Origin of the sequence: Curtobacterium sp. DN_7.5 (genome assembly GCF_022655355.1) — a bacterium.
In the GTDB taxonomy this organism is placed as follows: Bacteria; Actinomycetota; Actinomycetes; order Actinomycetales; family Microbacteriaceae; genus Curtobacterium; species Curtobacterium luteum.
This window is the reverse complement of record NZ_CP093378.1, coordinates 2,842,143-2,853,968: the sequence shown is the minus strand read 5'-3', so window position 1 is coordinate 2,853,968 and position 11,826 is coordinate 2,842,143. Positions and strand designations below refer to the sequence as shown.

10 protein-coding genes are annotated in these 11,826 nt (G+C 71.5%); 5 read left to right on the top strand and 5 right to left on the bottom strand.

The window, feature by feature from the left end; genetic code table 11:
- Positions 1-30: 30 nt before the first annotated feature.
- From MON03_RS13195 to MON03_RS13180, 4 genes are all read right to left on the bottom strand, one after another.
- Positions 31-603 (bottom strand): AAA family ATPase, encoded by a 573-nt coding sequence (locus tag MON03_RS13195; protein WP_242088853.1) that lies wholly within the window; start codon positions 601-603, stop codon positions 31-33.
- A gap of 4 nt (positions 604-607) precedes the next feature.
- Positions 608-1,663, bottom strand: coding sequence for an NAD-dependent epimerase/dehydratase family protein (locus tag MON03_RS13190; protein ID WP_175328044.1), 1,056 nt, complete (start codon positions 1,661-1,663; stop codon positions 608-610).
- An 88-nt stretch (positions 1,664-1,751) separates the two neighbouring features.
- Complete coding sequence (locus MON03_RS13185) at positions 1,752-2,609, bottom strand: sulfurtransferase (RefSeq protein ID WP_175328045.1); 858 nt, start codon at positions 2,607-2,609, stop codon at positions 1,752-1,754.
- A 636-nt stretch (positions 2,610-3,245) separates the two neighbouring features.
- On the bottom strand, positions 3,246-4,796 hold the full coding sequence (locus MON03_RS13180; protein ID WP_022904793.1) for an MFS transporter: 1,551 nt from the start codon (positions 4,794-4,796) through the stop codon (positions 3,246-3,248).
- A 151-nt stretch (positions 4,797-4,947) separates the two neighbouring features.
- On the opposite strand from MON03_RS13180, the gene MON03_RS13175 reads away from it, so the two are divergent.
- Positions 4,948-5,595, top strand: a complete 648-nt coding sequence (locus tag MON03_RS13175; RefSeq protein WP_022904794.1) for a TetR/AcrR family transcriptional regulator — start codon at positions 4,948-4,950, stop codon at positions 5,593-5,595.
- Positions 5,596-5,632: 37 nt separating this feature from the next.
- Here MON03_RS13175 and MON03_RS13170 read toward each other — a convergent pair whose 3' ends face one another.
- A complete protein-coding gene (locus MON03_RS13170) occupies positions 5,633-7,267 on the bottom strand; it encodes a dolichyl-phosphate-mannose--protein mannosyltransferase (RefSeq protein ID WP_242088851.1) in 1,635 nt (544 codons plus the stop codon).
- A 75-nt stretch (positions 7,268-7,342) separates the two neighbouring features.
- On the opposite strand from MON03_RS13170, the gene rsmI reads away from it, so the two are divergent.
- From rsmI to rsmA, 4 genes are all read left to right on the top strand, one after another.
- Entirely contained in the window at positions 7,343-8,164 is an 822-nt protein-coding gene (rsmI, locus tag MON03_RS13165; RefSeq protein WP_022904796.1) for a 16S rRNA (cytidine(1402)-2'-O)-methyltransferase, read from the top strand.
- Positions 8,165-8,272: 108 nt separating this feature from the next.
- The gene (gene metG, locus MON03_RS13160) at positions 8,273-9,853 is read left to right on the top strand and encodes a methionine--tRNA ligase (RefSeq protein ID WP_242088849.1); all 1,581 of its coding nucleotides are present in this window, start codon (positions 8,273-8,275) and stop codon (positions 9,851-9,853) included.
- Positions 9,850-10,782: a TatD family hydrolase gene (locus MON03_RS13155; RefSeq protein ID WP_242088847.1), complete on the top strand. Its 933-nt coding sequence runs from the start codon at positions 9,850-9,852 to the stop codon at positions 10,780-10,782. Before metG ends, MON03_RS13155 begins: the two co-directional genes overlap by 4 nt.
- A 2-nt stretch (positions 10,783-10,784) precedes the next feature.
- Entirely contained in the window at positions 10,785-11,633 is an 849-nt protein-coding gene (rsmA, locus tag MON03_RS13150; protein WP_022905009.1) for a 16S rRNA (adenine(1518)-N(6)/adenine(1519)-N(6))-dimethyltransferase RsmA, read from the top strand.
- Positions 11,634-11,826: the final 193 nt, after the last annotated feature.

Sequence of the window (11,826 nt, the reverse complement as noted above, 5' to 3'; positions counted from 1 at the left end):
CCTGCCCCGCCCGGCCTGTGCAGCGCAGCGTCAGCCGTCGGCTGTGGACGGATCAGCGTCGTCCACACCCTGCTGGGGGAGGAGCCAACCCGTGAGCACCGCGAGCCGGCGCGCGACGTCCTCCGGGGTCAGGTCGTCGGTGTCCACCCGGGTGACGTCGTCCCGGGCGGCCGTGTCGAGCCTCCCGGCCGTCCTGGCGCTGTGCGCCATCTGCGCTTCGGGGAGGCGACCCCCTGACCGTCGACGCAGGCGGTCCGCTGTGGCTTCGTCGCCCGCTCGGAGGAGCACGGCGGTCACGACCGGATCGTCGCCCATCGCCCGTGCGAGTGCGTTTTGCTCGAGGACCGCGACCGTGTTCGTGAAGATGAGCCGGTGGTGTCCGAGCTCCCGGTACCGGCTCCACATGGTCGCGAGGTTGCGCTCCGCGAGGTGCGCCTCGGGGTGCTCGACGTGGGGCGCCGGGTGCGCGAGATCCAGGGCGTCCCCCTCGATCACGACGTGACGGACGTCGCCGGCGACGAGGAGGTCGTGCAGGGCCTCCGCGGCCGTGGACTTCCCGACCCCGGATCGGCCGCCGACGCAGAGGACCTCGGACCGTGTCACGTGGTCAGCCCCGGCCGAGCATGAGGAGCGCGAGCGCCGCGTCCTCCGGGCCGTAGTCGAACATCCGCTCCCAGAACGGGTCGTCGGCCCAGGGCACGTCGCCCCCGGCCGGGACCCGGTGCGCCGTGTCGACCAACCAGTCCAACTCGGGCACCACCGCCGACCCGAACGCGGGCGGCTGCCACCCGAGCGCCCGCGCGGCCGACGTGTCGAGGACGAACGGCGTCGCCGACGACCAGGGCGTCACGCCGACGAACGCCGGCGCGTCCTCGTCGAGGAGGACCTCGTCGAACGCGTGGTCGAGGTGTCCGGCGACCGTCCGGACGATCTCGAGCACGCTCGGAGCGGTGTCGTCCGCCACGTTGAGGATCCGCCGGTCGGGCTGCTCGGCGACGAGCCCGACCAGGCTGGCGATGCCGTTCGCCGCCGTCGTGTGGTCGACGCCGCGGCCGTGGTCGGCGAGCAGGATCCGCTCCCGACCGTCGAGCGCTCGACGGACGACGAACCACTCCCGCGGCCGCCCGATGTGCGGGCCGTGCACCTTCGAGGGCCGCAGCACGGTGACCGGTGCACCGTGGTCGAGGAGCACCTGCTCGGCGGCGACCTTCGCTGCGCCGTAGCCGTCACGGCTGGTCGGGTCGGCGTCGTTCGGCACGACCGTCGGCTGCAGTTCCGACACCGGACCCGCGAACACCGGACGCTCCACCGAGTTGCCGTGTCGACCCTGGTCGTCGACGTAGACGGCCTTCGACGAGATGAACACCGTCGAACCCGCGTCGTCGAGGAACGGCCGCAGCTGGAGGGCGTCGTCCCGGGTGCGTCCCACAGTGTCCACGACGAGGTCGGCGCCGGGGCGGAGGAGCGCCCGGAGCAGCGCGGTGTCCCGTCGGTCGCCGAGCGTCGAGGTGGCGCCGTCGGCCACGAGGGCGTCGGCGACGGGGCCGCCGCGGCGGGAGACGACCTCGACCTGCCAGTCGTCGGGGGAGTCGAGCAGGTACTGCGCCACGGCGGAGCCGATACCGCCGGTGCCGCCGAGGACGACCGCTCGTCTGGTGCTCATGGTGCAACGGTAGTGCGGCCGGTCCGTCTCGTCGGTCTCGCCCGTCGCGCAGCCCGCGTGCGGCGCGGCGTTCCCGCGCTGGGCGCCGTCAGGACGCGACGGCCTCCGGCTCGCGGCGCCACCAGTCGAGCAGCGATCCGTCGTACACCTGCACGCGGTCGTGCCCGAGGACGGTGAGCGCGAGGGCGTCGACGCACGCTGCCGTCCCGACGCCGCAGTAGGTGACGATCTCCTCGGCGTCGATGACCTCGGCGAACGCCGCCGCGAGCGCAGGACCCTTCCGGTAGGCGTTCGTGTCGGGGTCGACGAGGGAACCGACCGGGATCGCCGTGGAGCCGGGGATCACCGGAGCGTGACCGGCGCCGAGGGCGGACTCGTCGGCAGCGAGGACCAGCGCTGCCGGCTCCGTCCCCGTCGCGGCGCGGAGGACGCGATCGTGGTCGACCCAGAGCGGGCGCTCCTCTGCTGCGAGGAACGCATCCCGTTCCGCGGCAGCGGCGGTCGCGAGCGAGCCGATGCGGACCGGACGGCCCTCGTCCCGCCACTTCGTGAAGCCGCCGTCGAGCACCGCCACCGCGTCGAAGCCGAACGAGCGGAAGATCCACCAGAGTCGGGCCGACCACTGCCCGACGCCGTCGTCGTAGACCACGACCGTCGCGGTGTTCGTGACGCCGAGCTGTCGCGCCGCGGACTCGAAGCGTTCTGCGTCCGGCCGGGTGAAGGGGACGGCGGTGTCGGGAGCGGAGAAGTCACCGAGGAGGTCGGCGTACCGCGCTCCCGGGACGTGTCCGCGCCGCTCGTAGGCGTCCGCCGCCGGAGCCCACGTGGTGTCGAGGCCGGTCCCCGTCGAACGCACCGAGGCGTCGAGCACGATGAGCTCGTCAGCACCGAGGTGGTCTGCGAGCCACTGCGTCGACACGAGCGGCGAGGTCAGGACGGGGGCCATGCGGCACACGATAACGACGACCCCTGACGCCTGCGAGGGGAACCGCAACAGTGCGCAATCGCAGCCTCATCGGTGCCGCGTGATTCGGATCGAGGTCGCTGCGGAACGACCGCGCAGTCGTCGTTCGACAGCGGTGGTGTCGTTCGGCAGCGGTGGCGTCGTTCGACGGCGGTGCGCCGGACCCCCGCGGCGTCGGTCGCTGCGGAACGACCCCGCCGTCGTCGTTCGACGGCGGTGGTGTCGTGTGACGGCGGTGGAGTCGTTCGACGGCGACCGTGTCCTCCGACAGCGGCGTCGTCGTGCGACAGCGGCGCGCCGGACGCCCGCGGCGCCGGTCGCTGCGGAACGACCCCGCCGTCGTCGTCCGACAGCGGTGGCGTCGTTCGACGGCGGTGGCGTCGTTCGACAGCGGCGCGCCGGACGACAGCGGCGGCGTCGTCGTTCGACGGCGGCGACCCGGACCCCCGCGGCAGCACACGCCGAACACCGCACACGACGCGAACGACCCGCCCGGCAGATCGCCGAGCGGGTCGTCCGAGGTTCAGTGGCGCAGGCGCAGGCGCAGGCGCTGGCGCTGGCGCTGCGGCCAACGGCCGTCGGAGCCTGCCCGCGCCACCGCGACGGTGGGCCGCAGCCCTAGTGCGCCGCGGCCGCGATGCTCCCCGTCGCGGTCGCCGCCGCGTGCTCGAGCTTCGCCAGCCGGACGGACTGCCGGTTGATGAGCAGTCCCCCTGCGAGGGCGACCAGCACGAGGACGCCGGCCGAGATGCCGAACGCGACGTGGTAGCCGTCGAGCACCGCCTGCGCCTGCTGCACCTTGGTCGGTGCCGCGGAGAGCCCCGACAAGCTGTTCTTCACGACGTCGGCGAAGATCGTCGAGAGCAGTGCCGTCCCGATCGAGCCGCCGATCTGCTGCATCGTGTTGACGGTCGCGGACGCCACCCCCGCGTCGGCCCGGGCGACCCCTGTCGTCGCCGTGTTGATCGCGGACGAGAAGATCGTGCCCATGCCGAGCCCGATCACGACGAGCGCCGGCAGCACGGTGCCCGCGTAGGTGCTGTCGAGGTCGGTGCGCAGGAGCAGGAGGAGGCCGGTCGCCGCGACGAGCCCACCGGCGAAGACCAACACCTTCGGCCCGACTCGCGGCAGGAGTCGGCCACCGACCTGGGTCGACGACACGATGATCGAGAGCGGCATGGGCAGGAACGCCAGACCGGTCTGCAGCGAGCTGAACCCGAGGGTCTGCTCGAGGTAGTACGTGAGGAACAGGAAGATCCCGAACATGCCGATCGCCACGAGGCCGATCGCGACGTAGGACCCGCCGCGATCGCGGTCGAGGACGACCCGCAGGGGCAGCAGCGGGTGCGCCACCCGGGTCTCGATGAACACGAACGCGGCGACCAGCAGCACGCCGGCTGCGAGCATGACGATCGTGACCGGGTCGTCCCAGCCGTTGGTCTCGGCGTTCGAGAACCCGTAGACGATCCCGACGAGGCCGGCCGTGATGGCGACCACACCGGCGACGTCGATGCGGGGCCGGTCGACCTTCGGCGGCTTCGCCATGAACACCAGCGCACCGATCACGCCGAGCACCGCGAAGACCACGTTGACGTAGAGGCACCAGCGCCACGAGGCGTACTCGGTGAGCACGCCGCCGAGCAGCAGCCCGAGTGCGGCACCGGACCCGGCGATCGAGCCGAAGATGCCGAACGCGCGACCGCGCTCCTTCGGGTCGCGGAAGGTCGTCGTCAGCATGCCGAGCGCCGACGGAGCGAGCAGGGCGCCGAAGACGCCCTGGAGCGCCCGGGCGGCGACCAGGAGCCCGAACGAGTCGGCGAGGCCGCCGAGGACCGAGGCGACCGCGAAGCCGACGAGGCCGATGATGAACGTGTTCTTGCGCCCGAACAGGTCGCCCAGGCGTCCGCCGAGCAGCAGGAGCGAGCCGAACGCGAGCGAGTAGGCGGTGACGATCCACTGCCGCTGGTCGGTGCCGAAGTCGAGGTCCGCCTGTGCCGACGGCAGCGCGATGTTCACGATCGTGGCGTCGAGCACGACCATCAGCTGCGCGAGTGCGATGACCGCCAGGGCGATCCAGCGGTGGTCGGAGCGGGCGGGGGTGCCGGTCTGCCGGGGAGTCTGGGTGGGCGCTGACCCGGTCGGGGTCGGCGCCGTCTGTTCTGCCGTCACGGGCAGCCTCCTTCTGGAAGGTGGAGGGGGATGAGGTGGTCGGATCGACCGGGGGTGAAGCGGATGCCGTGCATCCGCTTGCGACCAGTGTAGACCGAAACGGAAGGCCTGCATCCGCTTATTCCCAGAAAGTTCAACTACGGTGGCCGTCGTGAGCACCACCGACGTCGATCGCCCCCTGCGCGCGGACGCGGCACGCAACCGCGAACTGATCCTGCAGACGGCGCGTCGGTGCTTCGCGGAGCGCGGGCTCTCGGTCACGCTCAACGACATCGCGCACGAAGCGGGCGTCGGCGTGGGCACCGTGTACCGCCGCTTCGCCGACAAGGACTCCCTGATCGAGGCGCTGCTCGCCACCAAGTTCGAGGCGATGAACGGCGTGGCGGCGCGCGCCGCCGGAGAGCTCGACCCGCGCGAGTCCCTCCGCGTGTACCTGATGGGCGTGTTCGAGTTCCGGGCACGTGACCGTGCCCTCGCCGACGCCATCGTCCGCGCCGGCAAGGCCCGGCCGTCGATCGTCGAGGAGCGCAACCGGCTCGAGACCCAGGTCTCCGAGATCATCGGGCGTGCGAAGGCCGCCGGTGTCGTGCGGGACGGCTTCGACTACCGCGACCTGCCGATGCTGACCCAGATGCTCGGCGTCGTCGCGGACACCACTCGCGCCACCGACCCCGACGCGTGGCGGCGGTACGCGCAGGTGCTGATCGACGGGGTGATGCCGCCGGAGCACGCCGACCCGATGCTCGGCACACCGCTCGACCGCGAAGCCCTCGAGCGGGCCATGCAGCCCGCGAACTGAGCACCACCGGCTGACGCGCGGCTCGGCGCCGGGACGGCTACAGCCAGCTCGGCATCCAGTAGTGCGACCGGATGAAGTCCCACGGCATCTGGATCGCCGTCCACATCGGGTACCAGTACACCGATGCGAGCACGACGACGCCGAGGTACACGCCGACCCAGACGATCGCCCGGGTCCGACGTGACCGTTCGTCCGTCCGGCGTCCGAGCACCAGACCGATCGCCGCCGCGAGCGCCATCACCATGAAGGGCTCGAAGGCGATCGTGTAGAACTGGAACACCGTCCGGTTCACGTACATCAGCCAGGGCAGGTAGCCCGCGGCGACGCCGAGCAGGACGAAGCCGTACTCCCAGCGTCGGCGGAGCAACCAGAGCACGAGCAGCGCCACCACCGCGATGACCGAGGCGTACCAGATGAACGGGTTCGCGATCCCCGTGATGGCCTCGCCGCACCGGGACGCCGTGCAGCCGGCCTGTCCGGCGTCCGTCCCGACGTAGTACATCGAGGTCGGGCGCTGCATGACGAGCCAGAGCAGCGGGTTCGCCTGGTACGAGTGCGGGGTGTGCAGGCCGATGTTGAAGCCGTAGATCTCGGACTGGTAGTGCCACCAGTTCTGCAGGCTGTCCGGCACCCACGCGAGCAGCCCGGTCCAGCGCTGCCCACCCTCGGAGCCGATCCAGTCGCGGTCCCACCCGTCCTTCGACACGAACCAGCCCGTCCACGACGCCAGGTACGTGGCGGCGGCGATGGGCACGGTGAGGAGGAACGACACCGGTGCCTGTTGCAGGAACGCGCTCGACGACCAGAACTCGACGCCCGCTCGCCGCCGCATCATCATGTCGCTGAGCACCGAGTACACCGCGAAGAACGCCAGGAAGAACATCCCCGACCACTTCGTCGCGGTCGCGAGCCCGAGCGCGAGTCCCATCGCGATCAGCCACGGCCGCCACCAGAGGAACGGCCCCCAGAGCGTGTCCCGCCCGGCGGCGGTCCGTCGCGCGATCCAGGCGTCCAGCCGCCGCTCGGTCCATCGGCGGTCGAGGAGCAGCGCGCCGAACCCGAGCACGACGAAGAACGTCACGATGCCGTCGAGCAGGGTCACGCGCGACAGCACGATCGCCTGGCCGTCGATCGCGAGCAGGAAGCCGGCGAGCGTGCCGATCAGGGTGGAACGGAACAGCGAGCGGGCGATCACCGCGGTGAGGAACACGGTCGCGATGCCGAGCACGGCCACCGTGAAGCGCCAGCCGAACGAGTTGTCCGCCCCGAACAGCAGCATGCCGAGCCCGATGAGGTACTTGCCGAGCGGCGGATGCGCGATGAACTCGGCGGCGCTCGAGAAGATGCCGGTCTGGCCGTCCGCGAACCGCTGGTCCGTCGTCGGTGCGCCATCGCCGGACGGGTTCGCCGGCCAGGTGCCCTCGTACCCGAGGTGGACGATCGACCAGCCGTCCTTGACGTAGTAGGTCTCGTCGAACACGAGCGAGTGCGGGTGTCCCAGTCCGACCAGACGGAGGACGGCGGCGAGCAGGGTCACGGCGAGCGGGCCGGTCCAGCGCCACACCGCGACACGGGTCCCGGTGCGGAGCACGTGCGCCCACCAGTCGTCGAGGCGCGAGCCGGTCGGGTGTTCCGTCACGTCCCGGCGGTCGTCGGTCAGCTCGCTGGTCATCGCGCACATCCTACGGACGCGTCCCATGACCCCGCTGCGACCACCGGACGACGGCACTGCGGCGACAATGGGGAGGTGATCGTCCTCGCAGCCACCCCCATCGGCAACCTCGGAGACGCGTCACGCCGTCTCGTCGAGACCCTCTCGAACGCCACGGTCGTCGCTGCGGAGGACACCCGCACCGCGATCCACCTCATGCGGGCGCTCGGCATCGAGAACCGACCGCGGCTCATCGCCCTCCACGAGCACAACGAGCGAGCGAAGGCCGCCGAGGTCGTCGAACTCGCACGGGACGAGGACGTCGTGGTCCTCACCGACGCCGGCATGCCCGCCATCAGCGATCCGGGCTTCCCCCTGGTCGAGGCCGCGGCAGCCGCCGGCGTCACGGTCACCGCCCTCCCCGGCCCGTCGGCCGTGCTCATGGCGCTCGCGGTGTCCGGGCTGCCGACCGACCGCTTCAGTTTCGAGGGGTTCCCGACGCGCAAGGGCGGCGAGCGACGCCGCCTGTTCGCGTCCCTCGCGGGCGAGCAGCGGACGATGGTCTTCTTCGAGTCGCCGCACCGGCTCGCCGACACGCTGGCGGACATGGCGGCGGGCTTCGGCGACGAGCGCCGTGCGGTCGTCTGCCGCGAGCTCACGAAGCTGCACGAGGAGGTCCGCCGCGACTCGCTCGCCGCGCTCGCCGCGTGGGCGGCCGACGGGGTCCGCGGCGAGATCTGCATCGTCGTCGAGGGCTCGACCGGCGCACTCGACGTCACGAGCATCGAGGACGGGGTCCGCCTCGTGCTCGAACGGGTCGCCGCCGGGGCCCGGATGAAGGAGGCAGCGACCGCGGTCGCGGACGCGACCGGCCTGTCCAAGCGGGACCTCTACGAGGGCGCGCTGGCCGCGAAGTAACGTGCCGATCAGCGGCCTGGAGGCGCGGGGCGGGCCCGCCACGTGCCTCCAGTCCGACTTGTCCACAGGCGCGTCATGCGCGCTCCGCGCGCCCGTAGGATGGTCGGCATGTCCGACGGGTCCTCCTTCAGCATCACCACGCCGATCTTCTACGTGAACGACGTGCCGCACATCGGGCACGCGTACACCGAGGTCGCCGCGGACGTGCTCGCGCGCTGGCACCGGCAGCGCGGGGACGACACCTGGCTGCTGACCGGCACCGACGAGCACGGGCAGAAGATCCTGCGCACCGCGTCGGCGAACGACGTCACCCCGAAGGAGTGGGCGGACCGACTCGTCACCGACGCCTGGAAGCCGCTGCTCGACACCGTCGACATCGCGAACGACGACTTCATCCGCACGACCGACGAGCGGCACGAGCGCGGGGTGACCGCGTTCCTGCAGAAGCTGTACGACGACGGCTTCATCTACGCGGGCGAGTTCGAGGGCTTCTACTGCGTCGGGTGTGAGGAGTACAAGCAGCCGAGCGACCTCGTGGCGGGCACCGGCGCGTACGAGGGCCAGCAGGTGTGCGCGATCCACTCGATCCCCGTCGAGGTCCTCGCCGAGCGCAACTACTTCTTCCGGATGTCCGACTTCGAGCAGCGCCTGCTCGACCTCTACGAGTCGAACCCCGAGTTCATCCAGCCCGAGAGCGTCCGCAACGAGATCGTCTCGTTCGTGAAGCAGGGGCTGCGCGACCTGTCGATCTCGCGGTCGAGCTTCGACTGGGGCATCCAGATCCCGTGGGACCACGACCACGTGCTCTACGTGTGGTTCGACGCGCTCCTGAACTACGTGACCGCACTCGGGTACGGGTCCGACGACGACGAAGCGTTCCAGCGCCTCTGGCCGAGCGTGCACATCGTCGGGAAGGACATCGCCCGGTTCCACGCGGTCATCTGGCCCGCCATGCTCATGGCCGCGGGCCTGCCGGTCCCGAAGCGCGTCTTCGGGCACGGCTGGCTGCTCGTCGGCGGCGAGAAGATGTCGAAGTCGAAGCTGACCGGCATCGCGCCGTCGGAGATCACCGACACGTTCGGGTCTGACGCCTTCCGGTACTACTTCCTCCGCGCGATCACGTTCGGCCAGGACGGCAACTTCAGCTGGGAAGACATCTCCGCGCGCTACCAGGCCGAGCTCGCCAACGGCTTCGGCAACCTGGCCTCGCGCATCGTCGCGATGATCGGACGCTACTTCGACGGCGTGGTGCCGGCAGCGGGGGCGCCGACCGACTCCGACGCCGCGATCGACGCGCTCGCGAAGTCCGTGACCGAGCGGGCCGATGCCGCCGTCGGCGACTTCGCGCCACACGACGCGATCGCCACCGTGTGGGAGCTCGTCGACGCTCTCAACGGGTACATCACCGAGCAGGAGCCGTGGGCGCTCGCGAAGGACGACGCGAAGCGCGAGCGCCTCGCGACCGTGCTCGTCACCGCGCTCCGTGGTCTCGGGACCGTCGCGGTCCTCGTGTCGCCGGTCATGCCGAAGGCCACGCAGAAGCTCTGGGCGTCGATCGGTGCAGGCGGGTCCATCGCCGAGCAGCGCATCGACCGAGCGTGGGAGTGGCAGGGCGCCGCGCAGGTCGTGCCGCTCGAGTCCGGGCTGTTCCCGCGCATCGAGCAGCAGCCGGAGCAGGGCGCAGCGTGACCGACGCCGCGCACGTCCGCTCCCGGGGCGAGGGCGGCGGGTCGGGTTCGTCGAAGCGCGACCTGACCTACCCGCCGCTGCCCCAGGCCCTCGTCGTCGGGGTGTACGACAACCACACCCACATGGAGATCGCCGACGGCATCGGCGACGGCGGCGACGGCCCGCTCGAGTACCGCGAGCACCTCGACCGCGCCTCGAGCGTCGGCGTCCGTGGCGTCGTGCAGGTCGGCACCGACCTCGCGACCTCGCAGTGGTCGGCGTCGATCGCGGCCCGTGAACCCCGGGTCCTGGCCGCCGTCGCGCTGCACCCGAACGAGGCCCCGGTGCTCGACGCCGCCGGCACCCTCGACGAGCACCTCGCCGGGATCGCTGAGCTCGCCGCGCTCCCGCGGGTCCGTGCGATCGGTGAGACCGGACTCGACTTCTTCCGCACCGGCGAGGACGGTCGTGCTGCCCAGGTCCGCTCGTTCGAGGAGCACATCCGCATCGCGAAGGAGCACGACCTCGCGCTGACGATCCACGACCGCGACGCGCACGACGCCGTGGTGGAGGTCCTCGACCGCGTCGGTGCTCCCGAGCGCACGGTGTTCCACTGCTTCTCCGGCGGACCGGACCTCGCGCGGCTCTGCGCCGAGCGCGGCTGGTACATGTCCTTCGCCGGCACGGTCACGTTCAAGAACGCGCAGAACCTCCGCGATGCACTCGAGGTCGCGCCGCGCCACCTGATCATGGTCGAGACGGACGCACCGTTCCTCACCCCGACGCCCTACCGGGGCCGGCCGAACGCGCCGTACCTCATCCCGCTCACGCTTCGTGCGATGGCGGACACCCTCGGCACCGACGTCTCGATGCTCGCCGCGCAGATCGCGTCGAACACCGAGACCGTGTACGGCGCGTGGGACGCCGAGCCCGTCACGGTGGCGGAGTAGTCGTGGGTGCGTTGCTCGGGCCGGCGGAGATCCGCGACCTCGCCGCGAAGCTCGACGTCACCCCGACGAAGAAGCTCGGGCAGAACTTCGTGCACGACGCGAACACCGTCCGCCGCATCGTGGCCTCGGGTCGCGTCGACGCGGACTCCCGCGTGCTCGAGATCGGGCCCGGCCTCGGGTCCCTGACGCTCGGGCTGACCGAGACCGGTGCCTCGGTCACGGCGGTCGAGATCGACGGACGCCTGGCCGCGCAGCTGCCCGCGACCGTGGCCGCGATGCAGCCCGAGGCACGGTTGCGTGTCGTGCACCAGGACGCGCTGACCGTCGCCGCGTCCGACCTGCCGGAGGCACCGACGCACGTCGTGGCGAACCTCCCGTACAACGTGTCGGTGCCGGTGCTGTTGCACCTGTTGGCCACCTTCCCGTCCATCGAGCGGGCGCTCGTCATGGTGCAGGCCGAGGTCGGGTACCGGCTGGCCGCCGACCCGGGCAACAAGGTCTACGGAGCGCCCAGCGTCAAGGCCGCGTGGTACGGGTCATGGTCGATCGCCGGACAGGTGAGCCGCCAGGTGTTCTGGCCGGTGCCGAACGTCGACAGCGTGCTCGTCGGGTTCGACCGCGGCGAGCAGCCGGGTGACGAGGCCCTCCGGTCCCGCGTGTTCGTGCTCGTCGACGCGGCCTTCCAGCAGCGGCGGAAGATGCTGCGCCAGAGCCTCTCCGGCGTGCTCGGCGGCAGCGCCCGTGCGGCCGAGGTCCTCACCGCCGCGGGCATCGACCCGACGGCGCGTGGCGAGGTGATCGGGGTCGACGACTTCGTCCGGCTGGCGCGGACGGTGCTCGCGGCAGGCTGACCGTGGCCCACCGCACATCTCAGATGTTCGGTGATCGATCCGCGAAGTCCGGAGTTCCTCCGAGACCAGCCGAGGAGGAACGATGCTCGAACCGAGCCCGCGCCACAGGCCGAGCGGGTCGCCGTGATCCGAGAACGCGTCCGGAAGTACGCCCCCGAAGAGGGATTCCTCGGACGCCCCGGGCGGCGCTACG

Coding starts and splice junctions, on each gene's coding strand:
- MON03_RS13190 (WP_175328044.1), bottom strand. CDS start 1,663: ATGAGCACCAGACGAGCGGTCGTCCTCGGCGGCACCGGCGGTATCGGC.
- MON03_RS13185 (WP_175328045.1), bottom strand. CDS start 2,609: ATGGCCCCCGTCCTGACCTCGCCGCTCGTGTCGACGCAGTGGCTCGCA.
- MON03_RS13170 (WP_242088851.1), bottom strand. CDS start 7,267: ATGACCAGCGAGCTGACCGACGACCGCCGGGACGTGACGGAACACCCG.
- metG (WP_242088849.1), top strand. CDS start 8,273: ATGTCCGACGGGTCCTCCTTCAGCATCACCACGCCGATCTTCTACGTG.